Below are 25,901 nucleotides of genomic sequence, written 5' to 3'. Positions count from 1 at the left end.
GAAATGGTTCTTCCATTAAAGCATATTACAGCAGCAGGGAAACTGTTATTTCCTTCGCTGCTGTGGAATATGCCGGGGGAGCAAAAGACACTTTATCTAACTTTTGATGACGGCCCAATTCCCGGGATCACTCCCTGGGTATTATCCCTGCTGAAGGATTACAATGCAAAAGCTACATTTTTCTGTATAGGAGAAAATGTGAAGAAATATCCTGAAATCTTTAAAGCGATTTTAGCTGAAGGTCACAGCATCGGGAATCACACTCATAACCATTTAAACGGCTGGAAAACCTCCACCGATATCTATATTGAAAACGTTCTTAGAGCCGGAAAAATAATTCAGCAAAACCTCCTAACAGGCTCCAGCGAACACCCCTCACATCCACCAAAAAAAAACCAAGAATCAACTGCCAGCCCCTATACCCAACCCACAACCCACAACCGACAACCGACAACTCACAACCGACAACCGACAACTGAAAATCGAAAACTCTTTCGCCCCCCTTTGGGAAGATCACTCCCGGTCAAATGAAAAAAGTAAAAAAATTAGGTTACGAGATAGTGATGTGGGAAATTGTAAGTGAGGATTATGACAACAATAAAAATTTTGAGTATTGTTATGACCAGGTGATTTCCCAGGCCGGTCCGGGCAGTATTATTGTATTCCATGACAGCATCAAAGCCTCCGGAAACTTAAAAAAGATCCTGCCGGGGATCCTGGAATACTTTAAGAATAAAGGATATAATTTTAAGGCGCTCTAGGTGTATTCCTTGAGCAAACCTATGAGGGTATTGGCATCCTGTTCCCCACTTTGCCTCCATTTCATTTCCCCATCCTTGTAGATCATAAGGGTTGGAAGCCCTTTTACGCGCAGGGCTTCTGCCAGCTGAGTGTTTTTATCCACGTCGATCTTGATGACCTTTGCTTTATCGCCAAGGGCAGCTGCAACATCCCTTAACACAGGATGCATAGCATTGGAAGCCTCATTCCATTCGGTATAAAAATCCAACAACACCGGAATGTTAAGATCAATTAATTCCCCAAATTTTGACATATGCTAAAAGCTAAATTTAGATTAGATTTTTATACCACTAAATATATGTATATCAAAGATAGTAATTTCTTTGAATTATGCGGGCTTTGGGCCTTTTCGTAATTCGATCACACTAATTTCCGGCCAAATACCCACCCTTCCCGGGTAAGCCAGGTAACCAAAGCCGCGGTTCACATTGATATATCTCCCAAATTCCTCGTAAATACCGGCCCAATTTTCATATCGGTATTGGACGGGGCTCCACTTGAACCAGCCCGGGATCTCAATCCCAAACTGCATCCCATGCGTATGTCCGCTTAAAGTTAATTGATAATTCTTTGGATCATTCTTGATCTTTTCCTGCCAGTATGAAGGGTCGTGACTTAGCAGGACTTTGAAATCTTTATCTGTAAGTCCCTGCCCTGCTTTGTCAAGGTCACCTTTCTTTTTAAAGCCGCCGGCGCCCCAGTTCTCAACCCCCACAAAGGCTATTCTTTCTCCATTCTTTTCAACAAGCTTGTGTTCATTGAGTAACAGGTTCCATCCCATTTGAGAATGAACCCCTTTCATAGCTTCCAGATTGGCTAGCTTCTCCCTGTCACTATCCCAGCTCACATAATCTCCATAATCATGATTTCCAAGAACAGAGTAAACCCCGTCACGAGCCTTTATTTTTGAAAAGGTCGAGGTCCAGGGAGTCATCTCGGCAGCAAGGTTATTCACCAGGTCACCGGTAAAAAATACGCTGTCGCTTTCCTGCTCATTGATGAGATCAATGGCATATTCTATCTTTTCCTTATTATCAAAACTCCCACTGTGTATATCACTAATTTGCGTGATCCTGTATCCATCAAAAGCGTCTGGCAGGTCATCAAAATGAAGTGTATATTTCAACACCTTGTAGTTATATTTTCCCTGGTACATACCATACAGCAACGAAGCAAATGGAATGGCAGCAATCCCCAGTGCCACCTGGCTCAGGAATTTTCTCCGGGAAGGCAGGTCAAATTGGCCAGAGGTGGTGAACAATTTATTATACCCGGCCATAAGGAGCCTCACAATATCTTCTCCAAACATAAACAGGGTAAGGATTAGGTTTGCTGCCATGATGGCGAGCACCAGGCCAAGAGAATATGCCCTGCCACCGGTAAAGCCTCCATCGGGATTTGGCTGATTCCATTCATAAAGAAAGAAAGCCAGAATTCCAAGTGAGATTAAAATATAAGGCGTAATAGCCCAGTAGGTTTTGCTTAGTGTTCGAACCGCCTGGAAGGCGTAGATATTAAGAAGCAGGTATAAAACAATAAATATGATCCAGCGCATTGGCGATTTTTTCTTTTTTTGGCGAAGTTACTGCTTGTAGCATCTATTACTTTAAAATTATCCCTAATTTAACGACTGTTAAAGCAGTAAAATGCACCTGGTAATGTCGATTGGATTTTACTTCAGGAATTGTGCCAGCTTAAAAATTTGTCAGGTTGATAGTATCCTTGGATACGGTATCCGGAAACCTTTATCTCCATTTCTAATGAAAAGAAGAAAATTCATATCGCAAAGCCTGTTTTCAGGGAGTGGGCTCCTCCTGTCGGCCGGGATACTCCCACTTAATTCCCTTGCAAATAAAACCACTCTTAATATGACGAATAAAGTAAGCAAACCTTTCCCTATAACCATCGCCACCTGGAACTTCCCAAATGCCAGCATCATGGCCGGCGAAATGCTTGAAAATGGAGCAACTGCATTGGATGCTGTGGAGCAGGGAGTAATGGTAGAAGAAGCCAATCTAAAAAACACAACCGTGGGAAAAGGCGGCGCGCCAGACAGGGATGGCAATGTCACTCTTGATGCCTGCATTATGGCGCCTACCGGGGATGCGGGAGCAGTAGTTTATTTAAAAAACAACACTCACGCAGTTTCTGTTGCCAGGAAAGTCATGGAAGAAACCCCGCACGTGATGCTGGCAGGAGAAGGAGCCGACCAATTTGCGCGGGAACAGGGATTTAAACAGGAAAACCTGCTCACTCCGGAATCTGAAAAAGCCTATAAGGAATGGCTGAAAAAGAAAGAATACAAGCCTATAATTAATATTGAGAACCACGACACCATCGGGATGTTATGTATTGATCAAAACGGGGATATTGCCGGGGCCTGTACCAGTAGTGGACTTTCCTATAAAATGAACGGCCGGGTGGGTGATTCGCCAATTATAGGTTCGGGTTTATTTCTGGATAATGAAGTTGGAGGTGCCGTTGCCACGGGTATGGGAGAGGCCATTATGAAAAGTGTGGGTAGTTTCCTTATTGTCGAACTTATGCGACAGGGAAAATCTCCCCAGGAAGCCTGTGAGGAAGCTATAAAAAGGATCATTGCCCGCAATCCTAATTACAGGGAATTCCAGGCAGCTTTTATCACGCTGAACAAAAAAGGAGAAATTGGATCTTATTGTATTCAGAAAGGGTTTTCCTATGTAAAATATCAGCAGGGTAAAAATGAGAATGTGGAGAGCGGATATTTTATGGAGAATTGAGTAGTGAGAATTGAGTAATGAGACGGTTTTAATAAGAAAGAAAAGGCGTAGAAAGCTTACTGAAATTATTAAAAAGGATCATTAGCATGAAAACCCCTGTAAGAATTCCTATTGTGGCGTAGAGGATCCTGATATTTTGAGATCTTATGCTATTGTTCCTGTACAAAGCATAAAGGCCCAGGGGAGGCAGCATAAACAACAAAATCTCAACAAGACTCCTGCTGTCATACCAATTTGACTTATTCCTTGTCCTAATTTTCATATATTCTTTGATTAAAGTTAAAATTTTTATTTGAAGAAAGAAATTTTTCTGTTTGAAAAATATTGATCCCCAGAGAATAAAGAACAGGGAGCAGAGAGGAAACCGCAGACTGGAGAACTCTGGTCTGGCTATCTCTCACATCTCAATATTCAAAACTCAAAACTCAATACTCAATACTCATATCTCAATACTAATGTCCCATATCTGCAAAAATCCATTTTAAACACAGCTATAAGTTTCGTAGTTTTATGCACTTTAAGAAACTTCAAATGGCTGAACAAAAACGCTTATTCCTTCTGGACGCATACGCATTGATCTTTAGAGGCTATTATGCCTTTATAAAAAATCCCAGGATCAACTCCAAAGGCCTGGACACCTCGGCAATCATGGGGTTTACCAACTCCCTTTTTGATGTGATTCGAAGGGAAAAGCCGGATCATCTTGCTGTTTGTTTTGATAAGGACGGGAGTACGGAGCGCACAGAAATGTTCAGCGAATACAAGGCTAACCGTGATGCCACCCCGGAACCAATCTTACAGGCAATCCCGTATATTCAGGATATTCTTAAAGCTATGCACATTCCGGTAGTAGTTCTTCCGGGCTGTGAGGCAGATGATGTGATTGGGACCCTTGCAAAACAGGCAGAAAAAGAAGATTATAAAGTATTCATGGTTACCCCGGACAAGGATTTTGCCCAGCTGGTCTCTGAAAATATATTTATGTACCGTCCCGCGAGAATGGGGAATGGGATTGAAATTTTAGGAATTCCGGAAGTAAAGAAAAAATTCGGGGTAGAAAGCCCCGACCAGGTCATTGACTTCCTTGGGATGATGGGGGACGCATCAGATAATATTCCCGGCTTACCGGGAGTAGGAGAAAAAACCGCAATGAAGTTTCTCAAGGAATTTGGAAGCATGGAAAACCTGCTCGCTAATACAGATAAGCTGAAAGGTAAAATGCGGGAAAAAGTGGAGGAGCATGCAGAGCAGGGCCTTATGTCCAAGAAGCTGGCAACCATAAAGTGTGACTGCGATGTAAAATTCGATGCAAAGGATTTTGAACTTTCACAACCCGATGCAGAAAAGGTACAGGAGATCTTCGAGGAGCTGGAGTTCCGTAGATTAAGGGATCAATTTATCAAACTCTGGTCTGGCGAGGACACTTCCACGCCAACGCAGGTTACCGGTACAGCCACTGCAAAGGCACAGGCCTCTACCGCAGGTGCCGGTCAATTCTCACTTTTTGGCGGGGATGCTGAAAAAATAGAAGTTACCTCCGGCCGTAAAACTTTAAAAGACACCTCTCACGTTTATCAAAGTGTGGCGCCGGGAATGGCTATGAGCCTTTTTCTTCAGAATTTAAAGAAACAGAAAAGCGTATGTTTTGATACTGAAACTACCAGTTTGAATCCGCTCGAGGCACAGCTGGTTGGGATCGCATTTTCCTGGGAAGCAGGGAAGGGATTTTATATCCCCTTTCCTGAAGATGAAAAGGAAGCCGGAAAATTAATTGCTGAACTGAAACCATTCTTTGAAGCTGAAGATGTTGAAAAGGTGGGCCAGAATTTAAAATATGACATCAAGGTATTAGCGAAATATGGGGTAGAACTGAAAGGCCCTTTATTTGACACAATGATCGCGCACTACCTGATAAATCCAGATATGCGCCATAATATGGACGTGCTGGCGGAGACATACCTTAATTATTCCCCACAACCAATAACCGAGCTTATCGGCAAAAAAGGGAAGAATCAGGGCAATATGCGGGACGTTCCGCTGGAACAACAAACCGAATATGCTGTGGAAGATGCAGATATCACCCTTCAGCTAAAAAAACATTTTGAACCCGAACTTAAAGAAGCTAATACAGAGAAACTTTTCAAAGAAATAGAAATTCCGCTGGTACAGGTGCTGGCAGATATGGAACTGGAAGGGATACGGCTGGATGAAAAATTCCTGCAATCACTTTCAGCAGCACTGGAAAATGACATCAAAGAACTTGAAGAGAATATCTATAAGGAAGCCGGAGAGGAATTCAATATAGGTTCTCCAAAACAACTGGGGATCATTCTTTTTGAAAAACTTCAGCTTGTAAAAAAACCGAAGAAGACCAAGACAGGGCAATATTCAACGGGTGAGGATGTACTTTCAGTCCTGGCGAATGAGCACGAAATAGTGAGGTGCGTTCTCGATTACCGCGGACTTGTAAAACTGAAGAACACCTATATAGATGCACTTCCTACCCAGGTAGAAAAAACCACAGGCAGGGTGCATACAGATTATATGCAAACCGTGGCAGCAACAGGGAGATTAAGCTCCAATAATCCCAACCTTCAGAATATACCTATAAGAACTGAAAGAGGACGCGAAGTAAGAAAGGCTTTTGTTCCCAGGGATGAGAATTACGTGCTTCTGGCGGCAGATTATTCGCAGATAGAGCTACGCATTATAGCAGCCCTTAGCAAGGAGGAGAATATGATCAAAGCCTTCCAAAGCGGGGAGGATATTCACGCCTCTACTGCCGCAAAAGTTTTTAATGTTCCTATTGATGAGGTTACCAGGGAGCAGCGAAGCAATGCGAAAACCGTGAACTTCGGGATCATTTACGGGGTTTCGGCCTTTGGATTGAGCAACCAGACCAATCTTTCCAGGTCTGAAGCTAAAGAACTTATTGACACTTATTATACTACCTACCCTCAACTTCGGGATTATATAAGTGAACAAATTGATTATGCCCGGGAGCATGGCTATGTGCAAACTGTCCTCGGAAGAAGACGCTATTTAAAAGACATTAACTCCCAGAACGCGGTAGTCCGTGGTGCTGCAGAAAGAAATGCGGTAAATGCTCCTATCCAGGGAAGTGCGGCAGATATTATCAAGATCGCGATGATCAACATTCATCGCAAACTCAAAGAAGGCAACTACAAAACCAAAATGCTCCTGCAGGTGCATGATGAACTTGTGTTCGATGCCCACAAAGATGAACTTGAAAAAGTTCAGAAAATGATCAAGAGCGAAATGGAGAATGCCTTTAAAATGGATGTTCCCCTGGATGTAGAACTGGGTGTAGGCGAGAACTGGCTGGAGGCACATTAAAAGGAGAGGCTGGAGGATGGAGGCTAGAGTCTGGAGGCTGGACAAATGAACCAAGAGGCAAGAATCAAGAGACAAGAAACAACAAACAGGAGACAAGACTTAGGTACAAGAGGAAAAAAGAATAGAGAGAAGAGAGAAGAGAAGGGTTTTTCGAAAAAGGATAATTCCTTCTTTTTTCTTTATCGCGATAGCCCACTCTTGTCATTCTGAGCGCAGTGAAGAATCCCAATCCCCGGTGCAGTGGGAAGGGTTAGTAGCCAAAAGTGAAGGAGTTGCCCTTCAACCTCAAAAACCCGCGAACTAGCTTCTCCATGCGCATAAAAATAATGTAAATCACAATGCCCATTCCCCGCCAGAGATCCTTCATCGCTCGAAAAAGCGCTCTTAAGAATGACAAGAAGGGTGGAAAAGTCCTGCAACGAAGCGGTCCAGATTCTGGACTCCAGCATCGCAGCGGACCTTCTTTAACACGCCCTAACTATCCACTCTCCAATTTCCACTTCTATGTTGTAAACCAAGTTCCAGAAGCTAAAAATTTCATAAATTTAAGTCATAAATCCGAAGAGGAATTGAGCTCTGCTGGAGAGCAACTCAACAGCAATAGGGTTTATGACGATGAAAAAAGTAGAGCCCCTTCTTGTTAAGGGGTTTTACAATTATTCAATGTCGGGTATGGCTAAGAAAACTCACGGTCTTCATAGCTTACCTGGGGTGCCCGGATGTTGTAATTCTATAAAACAGCCTTCTATGAGCAGTCGATTTATCGCTGCAGTGTCTTGTTCAGCATTAAAGAATAATGAGCCGTAGTCTCTCCGATAACAGTCGCAAAATCGCTGCAGTGGAAAGTGAACGGTCTCATTGGATTGAAATTTTATAGAGATTATACAACTTCTAATTTATATAGTTCTTTGTTCTTTAGAACAAATCGTATTCTTCTTAATAGCTTTTTTGCAATTCTAATGATTGCTTTATTTGGCATTAGACCTTTGTGACATAATTCGGCATATCTGCAAGCTAATGCAGGATCCTTTTGAACCGCTATCTAGGAAGCCTCTATTAAAAGTGGTCTTAAAATAACCTGAGCTCGTGAGGTAATTTCGCCAACACTTTCTTTTTCTCCAGAGGATTTTGTGGAAGGAACAAAGCCTATAAAACTGCAAAGTTGATCAAAAGTTTTAAACCGATTCATATTCTCTAATTCAGTTAAAAAGGCCATAGCTATTACCAGTCCGATTCCTGGTACACTCCGAAGCAGTTTCACATCTTGTTCATATCTGCTGGTTCTGGAGAGTTCAGTTATTTGTTTTGTAATGCATTTTTTTTTCTCAGCTAGTCGCTCATAATCCTCCAGCAATCCATTTAAAGTTAGCCGTAGAGACAAACTCAAGTCAATTTCTTTTAACCAATTTATCAATCTTTTCGGCCACCTCCCTTCTGGGATATCTTCTGGTACTTTGAGGCCATTTAAATTGATAAACGATCTTATTCTGTTTTTTGTTCTGGATAATTCCTTTACAACAGTATTTCTATACCTGCAGAGACTTCTGTCATCTAAACACTCCTGGGAGGGAACATAGATGGGAGTAAGATCTCTATTCTGCAAGGATTTTGCAATTTTTCTACTGTCCCTTACATCTGTCTTCTGAACCTTCTCTTTAATGGTCGTAGGGATATCAGCTGCATTGACCACAATAGAATTAATCCCTAATTTAAGAAGTTGATAATGAGGCCAAAATCCAGCAAATCCAGCTTCATAGGCACTAAAATAGTTTCCTCCGGGAAATTTCTTGTCCAAATAATGCCGGAGAGTCTCTGGACTTGCAGGTGCATTAAAGGTTTTGGAAAATAGCCCCATCATTGTCGTAATATTCCAGCTCTTTTTATGAGTGTCAATGCCCACAAAAATATCTTTGCCCGTATAGTCTAATTTTGTAACTTGCTTTTGCATAAGTTTCAGTTTTAGAGTTAGTTATCACTTTTAAATTACTCTACTTTTCTGAAACTTGTGCTTTTTTATACAAACATAGGACCTCTCCACTTTTTTAACTACAACTGACAACCGATAACTGACAACTGACAACAAAAAAGTCTTGCAGCGCAGCGGTCCTGACTCTTGATCCTAACAGCGCAGCGGGTCTTTTTTTATCACCTCCTTAAGAAACTCCGGGTAAAAACTTTAGTAACTTAAGCTTCCTAACCAATCACCTATGCCGGAAAAACCAGTAGACAGAGAATATACGTTTGTTCAAAAAGTTTGGATCGTTGGAGGAATTACTGCTTTAATAGTTATTTTACTTCTGCTATTTGAGGCTACCTTTAATGTGCTTATTCTCATTTTTGCAGGTATCCTCATCGCTTCATATTTTAGAGGGATAAGCCATTTTATAAGAAAAAAAACAGGCTGGCCCTCCTGGATCACATTGAGCATTTCCACTGTAGGCAGTTTTTTGCTGGTCATTGGTTTGTTTTGGCTTATTGGTGCCACGGTTGGCTCCCAGGCTGCTCAACTGGAGGAAACATTGCCGGCCATTGCCGAAGATGTAGAGGCATCTTTAAGGCAAACTGCTGTGGGGCAGGAATTGGTAGAGAAAATTGAGGAGGTTAGAAATTCGGGGGAAATGACCACATATATTTCCCGGTTCTTTGCCACGACCTTTGGTTTCCTTGGAGATTTTTATATCATCCTTATTATTGGGATCTTTTTTACCGCATCCCCGCAATTATATAAGAACGGCATCACTCAATTGGTACCACCCCGGGGAAGGCCTAAGGCTGAGGCAGTACAAAAAAGACTTGCAACGGGTCTTAAAAAATGGCTTGCAGGAAAATTTATCGCCATGTTTGCAGTTTTTATCCTCACCGCTATTGGCCTTGTCATCATTGGAATTCCAATGTGGCTCACCCTGGCATTGCTCGCAGGCCTTCTTAATTTTGTACCCAATTTTGGACCTTTGGCTGCAATGATCCCGGCTGTACTTGTAGGCCTTGCAGTAAATCCTACTACTGCTTTGATCATCGCCATTATGTATATAGCAATCCAGCTTTTGGAAAGCAGTATTATTAATCCGCAGGCTCAGAAGAAACTCATAAAGATCCCTCCTGCTCTTATCATCATTTCACAATTACTTATTGGGGCCCTTAGCGGGATATGGGGAGTGATCCTTGCCACACCTTTGGTTTTAATGGTCATAATCCTTGTGCAGGAGCTATATATAAAACGGATTAACCGGGAGGAATAAATAGAGAATTTTATCTGGGGCCTCCTGTTGCCAAATACTGGCAGAAGGAGATTTTCCAGGTAAATTATTATGCCGGAGTTTTCAAAAATAGAATAAAGCAAAAGCCGGTGAAGGATACCTTCACCGGCTTTTTCATGGCTAATTCAACTTTTAATTTAAATAGGATTTTACCATCCTGGATTTTGTTGCCCGGCCAGGGTAGGGTTGTTATTCACTTCCTGTTGCGGGATAGGCCATAAGAACCTGTAATCATCATAAGGAATTGGCTCAACTCCATAAGGGCCAGAGTATGGAGTTCCTAATTCGTAAGCCTCTGCCGGTGGTGCACCGTTGGCTACTTTTGCAGGAATCCCGTCATAGTTTATGAACTCATCATTTTGCAACCTGTGGATATCTGGCCAACGTCTTCCTTCCATAACAAATTCGATCCTTCTTTCAGCAATAATAGCTTCAACTAAAGCATCCTGGCTGGCGAAACCTGTATAGCTTTGAGCTGCAGGATTTGCCAGGGAACGATCTCTCACTTCATTAAGAAGGTCCAAAGCCTCATCTGTATTATCAAGGCGGGCGTGAGCTTCAGCCATATTCAGCAATACTTCAGCAAAACGCATTACCGGTGCAGGATCTGTATAGTTCACATCATCCTTATACTTTAATGTATATTTTATGCCTCCCCTGGTATCAACCATAACGTCTTCTTCACGTCTTTGGTCATCTGCCAGCCAGTACTCATTTCTCCATACGATTGGGCTAATTACTACCAGGCCTCTGCGGTTATATTGAGAAGCCAGTGCTGCGTTTACACCCGGGTTGTTGTTCTCTGTATTCTCAATTGAGAAAACAGACTCTGAATTTGAGTATCCATTTTCAAAAACATCATTTGGATTGGAAGTAAGCGAATAATCTCCAAGGATTTTTTCACCTTCCTGGATCACCATATCCCAACGGTTCATGTGAAGATAGGCTCTGGTCTTGAATGCAATTGCAGATTCCTTAGTAGCTCTAATGATCCCAAGGGTTCCTCCTCTTTCTGTTTTAGTTTGTAAAAGGTTCTCGGCATCAGTAAGGTCGGCAATAACTTTAGAGTAAGAATCAGCAACCGTGTTTCTTCCCTGCGCAAGACCAAGTTCTATATTACCTTCTGTAGTAAAAGGGATCTCCCTGTAAGGAATACCGGGGTGACCGGCATCTGCAGTATGGTCATATGGTCTGGCGAAGTGAAAAAGCAATTCAAGATGAGAAATTGCTCTAAGGAACTTTGCCTGTCCAATATAATCATCTGCCACTTCCTGGGTGATGATCCCATCTGCCACCGCACCTTCAACACCTTCAATAACCATGTTTGTACGGTTGATCAACCTGTAGGTATCACTCCAGTAATAAACGTTATTTGCGGTAGTTGGATCATAAGTTGCAGTATAGGTCAACTGGTAAAAGGTGGCCACATTCACTACATCCTCACCACGGTTATCCCCTTGCTGCACAAATGCAGCTCCAAAGGGATATCCTCTTAAGTTACCAACATAATCTCCTCTTTGTGCTGCCTGGTACATCCCTGTTACCGAAAGTTCGATAAGATCTGGGGTAGAGAATGCAGCATCTTCAGAGATCTGGTTGAACGGTTCCAGCTCCAGAACATTCTCCTCTGTACACGCTGTAAAGAGAGAAAGGCCCATTACAAACACAACGCCTTTAGCAATTGTATTCATTCTTTTTGTTTCTATTAATTTTATTTTCATATCCTTTTTAAATTATAGTCCGATGTTTAGTCCCAATGATACAATGGAAGATCTCGGGGTTAAGTTAAGATCTACACCACCTATTTCCATTTCCGGATCTAATCCTGAATAGTCTGTGATTATCCATAGGTTTTGACCCTGCACATACACTCTTAACTTGCTCATACCTATACGCTCTGCCACGTCTTTGGAAAGTGAATATCCAAGGGTCATGTTTTCAAGTTTAATAAAGTCTGCATCCTCAACGAAACGAGAAGTTGCACTTGAGGTTAGGTTAACAAAGGTATTACCAGCAGCCCATAGTCTTGGTGTCCAACCATCACCAGGGTTTGCCTCACTTTGCCATCTTCCAAGGATCTCTGTGCTGTTATTGGTAAAGTTTTGGTTCAATAGATCCCTTCTAGTTGCATTAAAGATCTTGTTGCCACCACTAAACCTGAAAAGGAATCCAAAGTCAAATCCTTTATAGTTCATACTTGAGCTTAAACCTCCAAAGTATTTTGGAAGGGTTTGTCCTAATATCACCCTGTCTGTTGCAGAACTTAATGAGGAAGCCTGCGAAACATCTGATGGGTTGGCAGGATCAAAAACCCTGTAGTTACTGGTAGCTATGTTACCCTGTACCAATGAACCATCGGCTTTGTAATAAACGGGGTTACCGTTTGCCGGGTTTGTTCCCCAATACCTGAATCCATAGATAGAGTTAATAGGCTCTCCCTCTCTTGAAATTGTGTAGTTGTTAGCATTGATCCTGTCCTGTCCCGCTACAAGCGAAACAACCTCATTGTCAATGAACGAAATGTTGGCATTTACTGTCCAGTTGAAGTTTGGACCTTGTATCAACCTACCTTCAGCAGCAAGTTCAATACCGGTGTTTTTTATGGCTCCAATGTTTGAGCTGTAGCTGTTTCCAGGAATACCCAATGACATAGGTGTTTCAAGATCCAGGATCAAGTCATCTGTATCATTGATAAAATAATCGGCATTGAAAGTAAACCTGTTATTGAACATCCTAAGATCAAAACCAATATCATACTTTGTAGAGGTTTCCCATCTTAACTGGTCGTTACCAAACTGGGCATATCCAATCCCGTTGGCATCCCCATATTTTGCAGCACCATAAAGACCAAGATAAGGATAATCTCCAATAGAAACGTTCCCTACTTTACCATATGAACCCCTTATTTTGAAGTCATTAATAGCTGTTACATCTCTCATGAAAGCTTCTTCAGAAATTGTCCATCCTGCAGATGCACCCGGGAAAGTTCCATATCTATTAGCCTCAGGAAGTGAAGAAAGACCATCACGTCGTAAAGTCCCCTGAAGGAAATAACGGTTCTTATAATTATAGTTCACCCTTCCTGCATAGGAAATAAACCCATTCTCTGTCAATCCACCACCAGACCCGGGTACTCCGTAAGAGTTACTTATAAGGTTCTTGTTGAAGAATTCGTTGGAAAGGTCTGTACCTGTGGCGAAGAAACTCTGGTTTCTTTGTTTTTGGTATTCACTAATTAGAGTTACACCAACGGTGTGAGCATCAGCAAATGTATCATTATAGCTAAGAATATTTTGCCAGTTCCAACGGGTAAGATCGGTGTTGTTGTTCTGCACACGACCGTTTGAACCCTGCCCGTCACCATGAACAGGACTCCAGTAAAGGAAACCTGTGGTGTTAGCCTGGTCCACACTTACCTGGGTTCTAAAGTTCACAGAATTGATAGGCTTCACGTCTGCATACACATTTGATATGATCCTGTTGATCTTTGAATAATAGTTATTATTCTCAATTGCATACATAAGGTTAGGAAGGTTATCCCCAATTAAACCAATGTTGCTGCCTCTACCTACCAGGTTGTCAAATTCAAAATCGATATTATACCCTGTTGGGTGCTCGGGATTGTAAATTGGCACGTTAGGATGTTGTCTTGTAGCATTAAAGATGTTACCAGACAGGGAGTTTGTACCGGTGTTAAGACCGTTATACTCTGTCCTGGTTAAACCAGCATTTACACCTACACTCAACCAGTCTTTTATCTTTTGATCAATATTGGACCTAAAGGAATATCTTGTCATATCATTAGGCCTTGCAACACTTTCCTGGTCTGTATACCCTAAAGAAAGATAATAATTAGTGCTTGCAGTTCCTCCACTAAAGGAAAGGTTGTGATCCTGCTGTAAAGCCCCGCTTTTTAGCACCGCATCCTGCCAGTCTGTATTAAACTGTGAACCTGCTGCCCAGTCTTCCTGGCCCCTGTTAGACCTTTTTTCATTGGAAATAGTAATGAAATCTGGCGTTTGTAAAAGGTCAAATGTTTCAATTGGAGAAGCCCAACCAACAGTAGTGTTTGCGTTAATTGTCATTCTACCTTCTTTACCAGATTTTGTAGTGATCAAAACCACCCCATTTGCAGCCCTGGAACCATAGATGGCAGTAGCAGAACCATCTTTAAGTATCTCAATGGACTCAATATCGGCTGGGTTAATATCACCCAGGGCATTGTTACTGGCATAACCACCAAGATCCCCTGTGTAAATTGGAATACCATCCACCACAATAAGGGGATAGGTCCCTGAAGTAATAGAGGCAATACCCCTAATCCTGAAACGAGGCGTTTCTCCAATAATACCACTTTGGGTAGTTACCTGCACCCCGGCAGCTCTACCTGCCAGCTGGGCCTCGAAGCTTGGAGTTACAAGGTTTGCAATTTCCTCTCCTTTTACCTGGGAGATAGCACCCGTAACTTCCCTCTTGGATTGAACACCATATCCAACAACAACCACCTCGTCAAGTGCCTGCGAATCTTCCTCCATTGTTACATTAATGACAGAAGCTGTTCCCACAGCACGTTCCACCCTGCTTAAACCAACGAAGGTAAAGACCAGGACTTCATTGGGAGCTGCATTAATGGTGTAATTCCCGTCAAAATCTGTTTGGGCACCTCTATTGGTGTTCCTTACAGTCACGTTTACCCCGGGAAGTGGTAAACCTGCGGCATCTGTTACCGTACCTGTGATTGTTCTCTCCTGCGAATACCCCGATTGGAATATAAACAGCAACAGGAAAAAGACCTGTAATGTTCTTTTCATAAAGTTAGTTTGATGTTAATGTTAATTACTTTCAAAACTAATTTTTTTATCAATAGAATGTTATAGAAAATTTAACTTTTTTAAGAATTTTTTATCATTTGTTAACTTTTATTAAAAATGAAATTTTCCCAGGTGGAAATTTCATTTTTTTAAATATTTCACCTGAAAAAAGGCATTTATTTGTTTTTTTAATATTTTTTACCCTGAAAAATTCTTGTGCAAGCATAATATTTCATTCTGGTGTTAACAAAAAAACCCAAAACGATTAAGTTTTGGGTTTTTGAAAATGCTGAAAAAGCTTTATTTTTTTATAATTCTTTCTTATAAACCATTTTTATGAGGCTTAAATGTGAAGCGTTGGTAGTGCCGGGATCATTTACATAAGCCGCAGCCTCCAGATCACTAAGGGTGACATGAAGATAATCCCCTGTCGCATCACTGGTTAAAGCAATTTGCTTCTCCTCGGTCATAGGAGAGCCATTAAGATTAAAATCCACCCTGAGGATATCCTGGCTAATTGAATAAGTAGCAGCATATTCCCCAGACAAACATGTAAAGTTTCCGCTACTGTCAAACCATAATCTTGCCTGCCCTGTTTCAACCACTCCATTATCAAAAAACTCATAATACATGATATTGAAGCAGGAAGTTTCAGAAAGCATATCAATGCTGCCAATCCCGTCGCCATTAAAGTCAACCTCCCGGTCGCCTTCCATACCTATTAGCTCCCATTTGCCAAGAAGGTCTGCGCTGGAAATATCAGCAGTAAGATTACTGCTTTTAAAAACGGGTTCGCCGGTATCATCCAGGTCTTCCCCACCACAGGAAAACAGCATCCCACACATGCACAAAGCAAGTAAAGCTTTTGTAATTTTGAATTCCATAGTTTTCTCTTTTATCATTTGCAGCAGCAAAGATACTTTATATTGAAGGAATTTTATGACATAATTAACATTTATAGTGCCGTTAATCAGTTTAAAACGCTTTTCGTCGATTACCTTGCGTTTTACACCCCGCCAGATATATAATTTTAATTATTTGCTCTAGACTAAAAGAGCGGTCCAATTTTAATCTTTATTAAATCTAGTTCACAGCATTTTAAAAGGCTTTGAAAACCAGACCATTTAGACTCCATAAATTAATGAAACTGCTATTTGCATTATGAATTTATAATTGTACATTTGCACCCCTGTTTTCACGATTTAAATTCGTGTCACAGGGAATGGAATGTTTAATAACAAGTAAATTTAATTAGTGTGGACACATTAAGCTACAAAACAGTATCTGCCAACAAGGCTACCGTGACTAAGGATTGGGTGCACGTAGATGCTGACGGAGAGACTTTAGGTCGTCTTGCTTCAGGAGTTGCAAAACTTCTTAGAGGTAAGTATAAGCCTAACTTCACCCCACACGTTGATTGCGGTGACAATGTAATTGTAACAAACGCCAGCAAGATCAACTTAACAGGAAAGAAATGGGATTCTAAAGAATACATTCGCCACACCGGCTATCCTGGGGGTCAACGCAGTTTAACTGCAAATGAATTATTCAGTAAAGCTCCAGAGAGACTTATTGAAAATGCGGTAAAGGGAATGCTTCCTAAAAATAAATTAGGAGCAGCAATTTTCCGTAACTTAAAGGTATATGCAGGATCTGAACACGATCAATCTGCTCAAAAGCCTAAAACTATTAACTTAAACGATCTTAAGTAATGGACGTTATTCACAAAATTGGCCGTAGAAAAACGGCTGTTGCAAGGGTATATGTTAACCAGGGAAGTGGTAACATTACTATCAACAAAAAAGATTTCAAAGATTACTTTACTACCGGGCCATTACTTTTTAAAGTGATGCAACCTCTTAACATGACCGGGAACGAAGAGAGCTTTGACATTAAAGTAAACGTTTACGGTGGTGGTATTACAGGACAGGCAGAGGCTATTCGTCTTGCACTTTCCAGAGCTATGGTAGAACTTGATCCAGAGAATCGTGCGATTCTTAAGCCGGAAGGTTTAATGACAAGAGATCCTAGAATGGTAGAGCGTAAGAAATTCGGTCAAAAGAAAGCCCGTAAGAAATTCCAGTTCTCTAAGCGTTAATATTTATTGGGCATTGCCCACAAGTTCATTTAAAAATTATATGTTGTTATTCATTGAAAACACTTCGACAAGCTTAGTGTGACAATGAAGTTAGTTTAGCATCTAAACGATCAAGGCCGTATTTTAATTAAAATAGCCACTTGGTTGTTGCTATCTCAACAGAACGTAAACTATTACAAAAATGGCAAACAAAGTAGAAGTAAAAGAATTACTTGATGCAGGTGTACATTTTGGACACCTTACAAGAAGATGGAACCCAAACATGGCCCCATATATCTATATGGAGCGCAACGGGATCCACATCATCAACCTATATAAAAGTGCTGCGAAAATGCAGGAGGCCGGTGAGGCCCTTAAAAAGATCGCAGCCAGTGGTAGAAAAATACTCTTCGTAGCTACCAAGAAACAGGCAAAAGAAATCGTAACCGAGCAGGCAGAGAGAGCAAACATGCCTTACATCACAGAAAGATGGCCGGGCGGGATGCTTACAAATTTTATCACCATTCGTAAAGCCGTTAAAAAAATGGCTTCTATTGACAGGATGAAAAAAGACGGAACTTTCAACACTCTTTCTAAAAAAGAGCGTTTGCAGGTTGACCGTTTAAGGGCTAAGTTGGAGAAAAACTTAGGTTCTATTGCAGATATGAGCCGTCTTCCGGCTGCATTATTTATTGTAGATATCACCCGTGAACACATTGCTGTTAAAGAAGCACAAAAATTAAACATTCCAATCTTTGCGATGGTAGATACCAACTCAGACCCGCGTGAAGTAGATTACGTGATCCCATCTAACGATGATGCATCAAAATCTATTAGCAAAGTGGTTTCTTATGTTGCCGATTCTATTATAGAAGGTCTTTCTGAAAGAAAGAATACTAAAGATTCTGACAAAGAAGACGATTCTAACGAAGGAAAAGAAACAAAGACAAGAGCTCCAAAAGCTAAGAAATCCAAAGAAGATGTAGAAGTTCCTTCTAAAGATCCTCAGGATGTAAAAGCTATGGAAGAGTCTAAAGAAGATGTGAAGTTGGAGTCTAAAAAAGAGACTTTGGCTAAAGCTTCAAAAGACAACCAGGAAGAAGAATAAAATATTTTGAATAATTATAATGAGTCGTTTAGTTCTTTTTCAATAAAAAACTAAACGACTTGTTTTTTACAAACCAAAAACATTTAACATCATGGCAAATATAACCGCCGCAGAAGTAAATAAATTAAGAAAGTCTACCGGTGCCGGTATGATGGATTGTAAAAAAGCTTTAGTGGAAGCTGAAGGTGATTACGATAAAGCAATTGAGATCCTTAGAAAAAAAGGACAAAAAGTTGCTGCCAACCGTGCCGACAGAGAGTCTAGTGAAGGTGCTGCAATCGCGAGAGTAAACGAAGATTCAACCCGTGGGGTGATCATCTCTCTTAACTGTGAAACAGACTTCGTTGCAAAAAATGATTCTTTCATCCAATTGGCTGAGGAACTTGCAGATCTTGCTCTAACTACTTCTTCAAAAGATGAATTACTTGCTGCAGATTATAAAGGGATCTCTGTTCAGGATAAATTGACTGAGCAAACAGGTGTTATTGGAGAAAAGATCGAGATTGGTGACTACCGTACTTTGGAAGCTCCTTTCGTAGGTTCTTACATCCACGCGGGTAATAAAATTGCCGTTCTAACAGGTCTTTCCAAGAAAGCAGACGGAGCTGAGGAAGTTGCAAAGAATGTTTCTATGCAGGCTGCCGCAATGAACCCGGTTGCACTTAATGAAGAAGGTGTAGACCAAACAGTGATCGACAAGGAGATCGAGATCGCTAAAGATCAATTAAGAGAAGAAGGTAAGCCTGAGGAAATGCTTGACAATATCGCAAAAGGTAAGATCAAGAGATTCTTCAAGGACAATACTCTTGTGAACCAGGATTACATCAAAGATAACAAAATGAGCGTTTCTGCTTATGTGAAGACTTTAGATAAAGATCTTGAGATCGTTGCTTTTGAAAGAGTAGCTCTTGGATAATAATTTTTTCTGAAAGATTTTCAGAATTTATGAAAAGCCGTTTCTTAGCTGAAGCGGCTTTTTTTGTGGAGTACTCTGATAGTATAGAAATATGTCAGTTTTTCTGATCCCTCATCTTAGATTTGCCAGAAGCTTAATAAGGAATCCACTTTCCCAGGAAACGAAAGCCGTCAGTTCAAGTGAATTTTTTCGACCGGTAGGGAGAAGAAATTTGTATCGAAAACTCTTGGGAATACTGAACTATCCGAGGGTTCTCGATACATTCTTTCTTCCGCTATCGCTACAGAAAAAACACTCGAACTTACGGTAGAGGTTAAATTAAAATAGCACTTCTATTCCTAAACGTAATCGTCAGTTCGAGATTTGAGATAAAAAAAATTTTATCTAGCGAAGAATATTGACGTAGGGGATTGTATTTTTATAAGGGAATTTAAACCACAATTTGGCCGATATACACATAGTGTTTTTTACCTGTGTTCGAGTATGGTTTTCGGAAAATAATGGTAGCGATTTTGGTGCTCAACTTCGTATTGATGCCCGCATGGTAGTCTTACTGCTTTAGAATTCTCCGATGTGGTTTTTAAACTTTTTCTATTATGAAGAAAATTCACAACCATGCTGCGGGCATTGATATTGGAGCCCGCAAAATTTTTGTAGGTCTTGAAGGGAGAGAAGTAAAAAGCTTCGAGACTTTTACTGAGGATTTGGAAATGGCAGCGGATTATTTGATCGATAATAATATCGAAACTGTTGCTTTGGAAGCCACTGGAGTTTATTGGGTTATTCTCTTTGATATTCTACAGGCCAGAGGAATCGATGTCTGGTTGGTAGATGGGAGAAGTACTAAACAAGTTCCCGGCAGAAAAACAGATGTAAAGGATTGCCAGTGGATACAACAGTTACATAGCCATGGTCTTCTTAGCAGATGTTTTGTAGCAGAAGATCTTGTCCAGGAACTTCGGGAATATCAACGCCTTCGGGAAGATCACATTCGCAGTGCGGCAATGCATATAAATCATATGCAAAAAGCCCTCACCATGATGAACATCCGCTTAAAAGAAGTTTTAAGTCAAGTACATGGAGCCAGTGGATTGAGGGTAATCAGAGCTATTCTCAAAGGAGAAAGAAACCCGAAAGTCCTGGTGGAGTTATGCGAAAAAAGCATTTTAAAAACAAAAAGGGAACTGGTAATAAAATCTCTAAAAGGGCACTACACTCAGGCAGGTCTATTCGCACTGGAGCAGGCAGTTGCTTGCTATGATTTTTATCAGGTACAAATAGTGCGGTGTGATGAAAAATTGGATGAAGTTCTTAAGAAGATGAGCGGAGAGAATGGTGATGCATCCCTAAAACCCGGCAAGAAAAAAACAAGGAAGCCTATAAGGCATCACAAACCCAAGATTAAAAACCTCGACCGCTATCTACTAAGTGTATTTAACCATAGGGATGCCACTGTTCTGCCTGGAATAACAGATTATACCTGGATGCAACTCCTTGCCGAGGTAGGTACAGATATGAAGAAATGGGCAACAGAAAAACATTTTACTTCCTGGCTTGGCCTTGCTCCAAAACAGCACCACTCCGGCAAAATGAGGAAAAACCATAAATCAAAAGGTCAGCCCAAAGCAGGATTAATCTTCAAACAAGTGGCCACAAGCCTTCTCAACAGCAAAAAAATTGCACTAGGTGCCTTCGGCAGAAAACTAAGAGCCAGAAAGGGACCGAGCCACGCTATAAAAGCAATGGCCAGAAAACTGGCAGAACTTTACTGGAAGTTATTTGTTAGAGGTTTAGATTATATAGAAAAAGGAATAAAAGATTATGAAGAGAAAATTAACCTCAACAAAGAAAGAAGTGTAAGAAAAATGGCGAAAGAGCTTGGGATGGTAATTAGCTATAATACAGCTAGTTAAAAAATACGTCAATGGTAGTGAATTTTTTCGACCGGTAGGGAGAAGAAATTTGTATCGAGAACTCTTCGGAGTACTGAACTATCCGAGGGTTCTCGATACATTTTTTCTTCCGCTATCGCTACAGAAAAAACACTACCATTGACGTATTCTATTTTTCTTACATCATCCAGGCGAGGTTATCTGCATTTCATAGGACCGTTTGTTCTTTTTTGCATCGCCCAAAAAAGAACCAAAAAAGTCTAGGCTTACGAAAGCTTATCTAAATTTATCATTCGGTGGCTAAATTTTAGGAACTCGCGGGTAAATCCATTCTCGCGAGTTTAATCCGTTTCGCTCAGACAGCCTAAAATTCTTAACGCCCCTCTCATTTCAAATTTTACGACAAACTTTCGTAGGCCGGAAAAGACCTTCTAACAAAAAGCTGACTCGAAGTGATAATTCTCCTACGTCATTACCTCACGCTAATAAAATATTTTATCGGGGTCTCGAACTGACGGTAGAGGTTTATAAAATGCTTCTTTCCTCAAGCGCCTTCGCAGTATTAATCCTACGTATAATAGAATTAAAAGCTCCATCCCTTTTTTCAAGGGAAGGTGGCTTGATTGGCTTAAACATTTGTTGTCGCACCTTAAACTCCCCAGCCAATCAAGACGGAAGGGTTCTGGCGGAGAAAAATTAAACTCGTAACCTGTACCAGCTTCGGGACCGGTTTAATCAGGAAACCACCTTCTTCTTTCCAATCTCACCCAAATGGGTAAACTTAAACCCACTGTCATACTTCAATCCATACCCTAGCAACCTGTCAAGAGAGGCATGCGAAAACAATATAATACCGGCTACCTGAAGATAAAGATCGTTCAGATAAAATCCGGATACCGAAAGTAAGATAGCCAGCCCTTTATGATGCCAAAGATTATAGATCATTGCACCGGTTTTATTTCCATACAAATAACCAAGCATCCCGATATCAGGTACAAAAAGGAGCAACGGGAACCACCACCATTCAAGCGGCAAAAAGCTAAAGGCAAAAATACCTACCAGGAACATGGCCAGTTCCTCCAGCTTTAAGATCTTGCTCATTATCGAAAAGATTAATATTTATTATTAGATCCATCTTTCAGGAATTTGTTACAAATAAATTGACAACGCTGCGTGAGGTCTCCCGACCTCGCGCTACCCTTCCCTTATAAAAGAATCCGTCAGTTCCCACATAAGAGATACAAACTACCTTTTAAGATTATCCTGAATATTTTAATTATACGAACCAAGGAACCCTTCCGTCTTGAGCGGTAGAATGATCCTGCTGAAAAAGAAAATTTTGTCCGCTCAATCCACCTTCCCTTGAAAAAAGGGAAGGTGCTGTCGTTTTTGGTTAAATTCATATAATGAACTCAAAATTTCATTTTCAGTAAAATCAAAAGCTCCCCTGCTTTTTTCAAGGAGGGGTGGCCGCTTCGCGGACGGGGAGGTTGCGTGTCTAACTTATTCTCCTTCCGCTGCGTGAGGTCTCATGACCTCGCGCCTCCTTCAAATACCAAAAACCCAGAAAGCTCCTCGAAGTCTCCAGACTTCTTATTCCAATTTGGTTAGAACCTGCGGGTTTCGTGGTATTTCATAATTCGTTTCAACGGCAGGAGACGTTGGGAAAGATCGAGGTTTTTAAACGTTTGGTTTAGCTCAAAATCTAAAGACTTCGCGCAGCGGAAGGGCATCGGAAGGACCGCGCGATGCGAAGCTGCTGCTCTATTCCAGCTTATACAACACCGGCCTCGAAGGCGCAGCATCATTCTCAAAAGAAGCAACCTGCAAATCCAAAATATAATCCCCATCCTCAACCTTATTGGGCACGTAGATCATTTCCGTAATGGTAGCATCCATCCTTGTATTTTTGGGGTGATCCCAAAAGGCCTTATGCGCTAGCAGCTTTCCTTCATCTTTTTCACGGTCTATAGAAGGCAGGTCGATGAGCAAGTGTTTCACTCCGCATACCCGCAGATATCTTGCTGCCGACTCTTCCAGATACGGCCAGTTGGTATGGGAATAATGCCGGGAGCGTTTTTCGATGTAGTTTGGAAGGGTTCTAATGACCACGGCCTCTACCTCCCCTTTTTGGATCTTGCTCCTCACCTGCTCTTCCGTGATCACCTGGTCTTCTCCTTTTTTTATCGGCTCTATGGAAATCAGTTTTGCCGTAAAGAAAAATGTTTTTAAAACTTCATTGATGCTGTGGAATTCCCGGGTGATATGCCCTACACACTCCGTATGGGTCCCATGGGCGTGCGGATTAAACTGAATATTATTGAAATTGGTAGAAGCACCTTCACTTACCTTACCGACAAAATCTCCCTGCCGTACCGGCTGTATCTTTGGTGCCTCCAGGTACCAGGCAACAGGGTTTTTATTGTCTCCACGCAGACTAATAGAAATGTCGAAAGGATGCGAGAGATCGATGTTATAAGTTTTATTATTGTGGTTTATTTGTGCTTTCATTAGCATTCCTGCTATAAATTTATATATTATTTGCTTCTACTCGTCTAGCATCTACCATACTCTTGTATACCAACCGATTAACCAGTTACATCGTTCTAAACCATTACAACCCGAAACTAAATTTCCTTAACGCATCTAATAAGCTAATTATATTTTCAAATATTGGTGGCGAGTCTAATTCCATTTCATAGGACCGTTTGTTCTTTTTTGCTGCAATCCTCTCCCTCTGGTCGTCGGTTGCAAGAAAAAGAACCAAAAAAGTCTAGGCTTACGAAAGCTTCTCTAAATTTTTCATTCGGTGGCTAAATTTTAGGAACTCGCGGGAATATTAATTTTAGCGAGTTTAATTCGTTTCGCTCAAACAGCCTAAAATTCTTAACGCCCCTCTCATTTCAAATTTTACGATAAGCTTTCGTAGGCCGGAAAAGACTTCCAAACAAAAAACTAACTTTTTTTGACGATCCTCCCATAATATAATATCCCCACTATCATAAAATTTATCAGGGTCTCAGGGTGACGGCAGGTAAAAGGCCCTCCTATTGATAAAAAAAATTTTTCCTTACTCCAAATTTACCAAAAACAACTCCGCCGCTATACCGTCGCTCAGAAATTTTCCTTTTGCCGTGACGTGCAGCCTGTTGTGGGTCAACTCCAACATATTATCCTGCAGCAAAGGCTTCGCCTGCTCCAGTAAATACTCCTTATAGCTGCTTCCAAATTCCTTTTCCACCTCTTCAAGGGAAATTCCCCACATGGTGCGTAAGCGGGTCATGACGTGTTCATTATATCTGTCGGTTGTGCTTAATTCCTCCTCCTCATAAGGCAGCTCCTCCTTTTGTATTGCCTTTATGTAAAGCGAATTATTACTCACATTCCACTTTCGTTTTTTCCCATCAAAGGAATGTGCAGAGGGGCCTATTCCCAGGTAAGGTTTTCCTGTCCAGTATGCCGTATTGTTTTTTGAAAAATAACCGGGCTTCCCGAAATTTGAGAATTCATAATGCACATACCCGGCTTCCTTTAAAGTCCTCACCAAAATCTCAAAATGGGCACTGGCGGCATCATCATCCACAGGCTTTATAACTCCTTTTTCAATAAATTTCTTAAGCGCGGTATTCGGCTCTACCGTAAGCGCATAACAGGAAAAATGCGGAAGTTCCAGCTGCAGTGCAATACTGATATTCTCCTTCCACCGCTCTTCGCTCATTCCCGGGATGCCGTAAATAAGGTCGAGGGAAATATTGTCAAAATATTCCTTTGCCATTTGAAGGCATTCCAGCGCCTCCACCTCATTGTGGGCCCTGTTCATCATGCGCAGGTCCTCTTCAAAAAAAGACTGCACCCCAATGCTTAACCTGTTGATGCCCGCAGCTTTCAGCACCTCCACCTTTTCGCGTGAGAGATCATCTGGATTGGCTTCGAGGGTTATTTCGGCATCTTCGGCAACAGTGAAATGCTCATAGATGGTGTCGAATATCAGTTTCAGTTCTTCCGAAGAAAGTAGTGAAGGGGTTCCTCCTCCAAAATAGATAGTCTGCAACTCCCCGGCCGGCAGTTCCCCCTTCCGCAGCACGATCTCCCTGCACAACATCGCTACCAACTCGTCCTTCTTCTTCATCGAAGTCGAAAAATGAAAATCACAGTAATGACAGGCCTGCTTGCAAAATGGGATGTGGATGTACAAAGCCCCAGCTCCCCTCCCCGCCTCCCCAAAGGGGAGGAGTTGGTTAGGATGTTGAGATTGATCTTTCATTTATTATTTTTTTAGTTCCCCCGTTGGGGGCTAGGGGGCTTTCCCCCTTTGGGGTTAGGGGGCTTATTTTATCTTGATTCTGTTTCACAAAGGAATCCCAGCCGGAATAGCTTTTTCCCACTTCCACCCTTCCCGAATTGTAAAAATGGCAAACCGCAGCCGCGAGCCCATCCGTGGAATCCAGGTTCTTCGGAAGGGTTTTAAGATTTAAAAGACTTTGAAGCATCTTCGCCACCTGTTCCTTGCTGGCATTTCCGTTGCCGGTAATGGCCATTTTTATTTTCTTCGGAAGGTATTCTGTGATGGGGATCTGGCGTGAAAGTCCGGCGGCCATGGCTACTCCCTGGGCGCGTCCCAGTTTGAGCATGGACTGCACATTCTTTCCGAAGAAAGGGGCCTCGATCGCGATCTCATCGGGATTATAAGTGTCAATGAGTTCAATGGTGCGTTCAAAAATAAGTTTCAGCTTAATATAAGGATCGCTGTATTTGCTAAGCTGCAACTCGTTAAGCTGCAGGAAATGCATTTTTTTATTTTCCACCTTGATAAGCCCAAAGCCCATAATCGTGGTCCCCGGGTCTATTCCTAAAATGATCCTTTCCTTGTTCAATGGCTTAACTGTAGGTTTTACGGGACCTGCTGAAAAAATTGGTAACTTG

General features: G+C 41.5%; 21 protein-coding genes. 10 read left to right on the top strand and 11 right to left on the bottom strand.

What is annotated here, in order from left to right; translation table 11 throughout:
- Window positions 1–3 precede the first annotated feature (3 nt).
- Together FHG64_RS11870 and FHG64_RS11865 are read left to right on the top strand one after the other, a co-directional pair.
- On the top strand, window positions 4–531 hold the full coding sequence (locus FHG64_RS11870) for a polysaccharide deacetylase family protein (protein WP_394344179.1): 528 nt from the start codon (window positions 4–6) through the stop codon (window positions 529–531).
- Window positions 528–761, top strand: a complete 234-nt coding sequence (locus FHG64_RS11865) for a polysaccharide deacetylase family protein (RefSeq protein ID WP_139066602.1) — start codon at window positions 528–530, stop codon at window positions 759–761. The genes FHG64_RS11870 and FHG64_RS11865 overlap by 4 nt, the downstream gene beginning before the upstream one ends.
- Here the strand turns inward: FHG64_RS11865 and FHG64_RS11860 are convergent.
- A complete protein-coding gene (locus FHG64_RS11860; protein WP_139066601.1) occupies window positions 758–1,054 on the bottom strand; it encodes a thioredoxin family protein in 297 nt (98 codons plus the stop codon). The two genes, FHG64_RS11865 and FHG64_RS11860, sit on opposite strands and share 4 nt — an antisense overlap.
- 75 nt (window positions 1,055–1,129) lie before the next feature.
- The gene (locus tag FHG64_RS11855) at window positions 1,130–2,356 is read right to left on the bottom strand and encodes a metallophosphoesterase (protein ID WP_139066600.1); all 1,227 of its coding nucleotides are present in this window, start codon (window positions 2,354–2,356) and stop codon (window positions 1,130–1,132) included.
- A 205-nt stretch (window positions 2,357–2,561) separates the two neighbouring features.
- Between FHG64_RS11855 and FHG64_RS11850 the strand changes: the two genes are divergently transcribed.
- A complete protein-coding gene (locus tag FHG64_RS11850) occupies window positions 2,562–3,560 on the top strand; it encodes a N(4)-(beta-N-acetylglucosaminyl)-L-asparaginase (RefSeq protein WP_139066599.1) in 999 nt (332 codons plus the stop codon).
- Window positions 3,561–3,588: 28 nt separating this feature from the next.
- Here the strand turns inward: FHG64_RS11850 and FHG64_RS11845 are convergent, their stop codons facing one another.
- Window positions 3,589–3,822, bottom strand: a complete 234-nt coding sequence (locus tag FHG64_RS11845; protein WP_139066598.1) for a hypothetical protein — start codon at window positions 3,820–3,822, stop codon at window positions 3,589–3,591.
- A 269-nt stretch (window positions 3,823–4,091) separates the two neighbouring features.
- Here FHG64_RS11845 and polA point away from each other — a divergent pair, with 269 nt between their 5' ends.
- Window positions 4,092–6,917: a DNA polymerase I gene (gene polA, locus FHG64_RS11840; RefSeq protein ID WP_139066597.1), complete on the top strand. Its 2,826-nt coding sequence runs from the start codon at window positions 4,092–4,094 to the stop codon at window positions 6,915–6,917.
- A 1,042-nt stretch (window positions 6,918–7,959) separates the two neighbouring features.
- On the opposite strand, the gene FHG64_RS11835 is transcribed toward polA, so the two are convergent.
- On the bottom strand, window positions 7,960–8,865 hold the full coding sequence (locus tag FHG64_RS11835; RefSeq protein ID WP_139066596.1) for an IS110 family RNA-guided transposase: 906 nt from the start codon (window positions 8,863–8,865) through the stop codon (window positions 7,960–7,962).
- Window positions 8,866–9,124: 259 nt separating this feature from the next.
- On the opposite strand from FHG64_RS11835, the gene FHG64_RS11830 reads away from it, so the two are divergent.
- Window positions 9,125–10,156, top strand: coding sequence for an AI-2E family transporter (locus FHG64_RS11830; protein WP_139066595.1), 1,032 nt, complete (start codon window positions 9,125–9,127; stop codon window positions 10,154–10,156).
- A gap of 167 nt (window positions 10,157–10,323) precedes the next feature.
- Here FHG64_RS11830 and FHG64_RS11825 read toward each other — a convergent pair whose 3' ends face one another.
- The 3 genes from FHG64_RS11825 to FHG64_RS11815 form a co-directional block, all read right to left on the bottom strand.
- Window positions 10,324–11,895 carry a RagB/SusD family nutrient uptake outer membrane protein gene (locus tag FHG64_RS11825; RefSeq protein WP_246054087.1) on the bottom strand — a complete coding sequence of 524 codons (1,572 nt, stop codon included), beginning with the start codon at window positions 11,893–11,895 and terminating at the stop codon, window positions 10,324–10,326.
- Window positions 11,896–11,907: 12 nt separating this feature from the next.
- Window positions 11,908–14,985, bottom strand: a complete 3,078-nt coding sequence (locus tag FHG64_RS11820; protein WP_139066594.1) for a SusC/RagA family TonB-linked outer membrane protein — start codon at window positions 14,983–14,985, stop codon at window positions 11,908–11,910.
- Between the two features lie 308 nt (window positions 14,986–15,293).
- Window positions 15,294–15,869, bottom strand: a complete 576-nt coding sequence (locus tag FHG64_RS11815; RefSeq protein ID WP_168191352.1) for a lipocalin family protein — start codon at window positions 15,867–15,869, stop codon at window positions 15,294–15,296.
- A gap of 372 nt (window positions 15,870–16,241) precedes the next feature.
- Between FHG64_RS11815 and rplM the strand changes: the two genes are divergently transcribed.
- The 5 genes from rplM to FHG64_RS11790 all read left to right on the top strand — a co-directional run bounded on the left by rplM (window position 16,242) and on the right by FHG64_RS11790 (window position 20,999).
- Window positions 16,242–16,697: a 50S ribosomal protein L13 gene (gene rplM / locus FHG64_RS11810; protein WP_139066592.1), complete on the top strand. Its 456-nt coding sequence runs from the start codon at window positions 16,242–16,244 to the stop codon at window positions 16,695–16,697.
- Window positions 16,697–17,083 carry a 30S ribosomal protein S9 gene (gene rpsI, locus FHG64_RS11805; protein ID WP_139066591.1) on the top strand — a complete coding sequence of 129 codons (387 nt, stop codon included), beginning with the start codon at window positions 16,697–16,699 and terminating at the stop codon, window positions 17,081–17,083. Before rplM ends, rpsI begins: the two co-directional genes overlap by 1 nt.
- Window positions 17,084–17,264: 181 nt before the next feature.
- Entirely contained in the window at window positions 17,265–18,170 is a 906-nt protein-coding gene (gene rpsB / locus FHG64_RS11800) for a 30S ribosomal protein S2 (RefSeq protein ID WP_139066590.1), read from the top strand.
- Window positions 18,171–18,261: 91 nt separating this feature from the next.
- Window positions 18,262–19,086, top strand: a complete 825-nt coding sequence (gene tsf, locus FHG64_RS11795; RefSeq protein WP_139066589.1) for a translation elongation factor Ts — start codon at window positions 18,262–18,264, stop codon at window positions 19,084–19,086.
- Window positions 19,087–19,682: 596 nt separating this feature from the next.
- Window positions 19,683–20,999 (top strand): IS110 family RNA-guided transposase, encoded by a 1,317-nt coding sequence (locus tag FHG64_RS11790; RefSeq protein WP_139066584.1) that lies wholly within the window; start codon window positions 19,683–19,685, stop codon window positions 20,997–20,999.
- Window positions 21,000–21,713: 714 nt separating this feature from the next.
- Here the strand turns inward: FHG64_RS11790 and FHG64_RS11785 are convergent.
- The 4 genes from FHG64_RS11785 to ruvC form a co-directional block, all read right to left on the bottom strand.
- Window positions 21,714–22,079: a DUF4260 domain-containing protein gene (locus FHG64_RS11785; RefSeq protein ID WP_139066588.1), complete on the bottom strand. Its 366-nt coding sequence runs from the start codon at window positions 22,077–22,079 to the stop codon at window positions 21,714–21,716.
- 663 nt (window positions 22,080–22,742) lie between these two features.
- The gene (locus FHG64_RS11780) at window positions 22,743–23,489 is read right to left on the bottom strand and encodes a cyclase family protein (RefSeq protein WP_139066587.1); all 747 of its coding nucleotides are present in this window, start codon (window positions 23,487–23,489) and stop codon (window positions 22,743–22,745) included.
- A gap of 559 nt (window positions 23,490–24,048) precedes the next feature.
- Window positions 24,049–25,242, bottom strand: coding sequence for a radical SAM family heme chaperone HemW (hemW, locus tag FHG64_RS11775; RefSeq protein ID WP_139066586.1), 1,194 nt, complete (start codon window positions 25,240–25,242; stop codon window positions 24,049–24,051).
- A complete protein-coding gene (gene ruvC, locus FHG64_RS11770; protein ID WP_246054086.1) occupies window positions 25,217–25,852 on the bottom strand; it encodes a crossover junction endodeoxyribonuclease RuvC in 636 nt (211 codons plus the stop codon). Before ruvC ends, hemW begins: the two co-directional genes overlap by 26 nt.
- Window positions 25,853–25,901 lie beyond the last annotated feature (49 nt).

The sequence above is a fragment of the Antarcticibacterium flavum genome (assembly GCF_006159205.1).
Taxonomy (GTDB): domain Bacteria; phylum Bacteroidota; class Bacteroidia; order Flavobacteriales; family Flavobacteriaceae; genus Gillisia; species Gillisia flava.
This window is presented reverse-complemented; position numbering and strand designations above follow the sequence as displayed.

Coding starts and splice junctions, on each gene's coding strand:
- FHG64_RS11870 (WP_394344179.1), top strand. CDS start 4: ATGGTTCTTCCATTAAAGCATATTACAGCAGCAGGGAAACTGTTATTT.
- FHG64_RS11865 (WP_139066602.1), top strand. CDS start 528: ATGAAAAAAGTAAAAAAATTAGGTTACGAGATAGTGATGTGGGAAATT.
- FHG64_RS11860 (WP_139066601.1), bottom strand. CDS start 1,054: ATGTCAAAATTTGGGGAATTAATTGATCTTAACATTCCGGTGTTGTTG.
- FHG64_RS11855 (WP_139066600.1), bottom strand. CDS start 2,356: ATGCGCTGGATCATATTTATTGTTTTATACCTGCTTCTTAATATCTAC.
- FHG64_RS11850 (WP_139066599.1), top strand. CDS start 2,562: ATGAAAAGAAGAAAATTCATATCGCAAAGCCTGTTTTCAGGGAGTGGG.
- FHG64_RS11845 (WP_139066598.1), bottom strand. CDS start 3,822: ATGAAAATTAGGACAAGGAATAAGTCAAATTGGTATGACAGCAGGAGT.
- polA (WP_139066597.1), top strand. CDS start 4,092: ATGGCTGAACAAAAACGCTTATTCCTTCTGGACGCATACGCATTGATC.
- FHG64_RS11835 (WP_139066596.1), bottom strand. CDS start 8,865: ATGCAAAAGCAAGTTACAAAATTAGACTATACGGGCAAAGATATTTTT.
- FHG64_RS11830 (WP_139066595.1), top strand. CDS start 9,125: ATGCCGGAAAAACCAGTAGACAGAGAATATACGTTTGTTCAAAAAGTT.
- FHG64_RS11825 (WP_246054087.1), bottom strand. CDS start 11,895: ATGAAAATAAAATTAATAGAAACAAAAAGAATGAATACAATTGCTAAA.
- FHG64_RS11820 (WP_139066594.1), bottom strand. CDS start 14,985: ATGAAAAGAACATTACAGGTCTTTTTCCTGTTGCTGTTTATATTCCAA.
- FHG64_RS11815 (WP_168191352.1), bottom strand. CDS start 15,869: ATGGAATTCAAAATTACAAAAGCTTTACTTGCTTTGTGCATGTGTGGG.
- rpsI (WP_139066591.1), top strand. CDS start 16,697: ATGGACGTTATTCACAAAATTGGCCGTAGAAAAACGGCTGTTGCAAGG.
- rpsB (WP_139066590.1), top strand. CDS start 17,265: ATGGCAAACAAAGTAGAAGTAAAAGAATTACTTGATGCAGGTGTACAT.
- tsf (WP_139066589.1), top strand. CDS start 18,262: ATGGCAAATATAACCGCCGCAGAAGTAAATAAATTAAGAAAGTCTACC.
- FHG64_RS11790 (WP_139066584.1), top strand. CDS start 19,683: ATGAAGAAAATTCACAACCATGCTGCGGGCATTGATATTGGAGCCCGC.
- FHG64_RS11785 (WP_139066588.1), bottom strand. CDS start 22,079: ATGAGCAAGATCTTAAAGCTGGAGGAACTGGCCATGTTCCTGGTAGGT.
- FHG64_RS11780 (WP_139066587.1), bottom strand. CDS start 23,489: ATGAAAGCACAAATAAACCACAATAATAAAACTTATAACATCGATCTC.
- hemW (WP_139066586.1), bottom strand. CDS start 25,242: ATGAAAGATCAATCTCAACATCCTAACCAACTCCTCCCCTTTGGGGAG.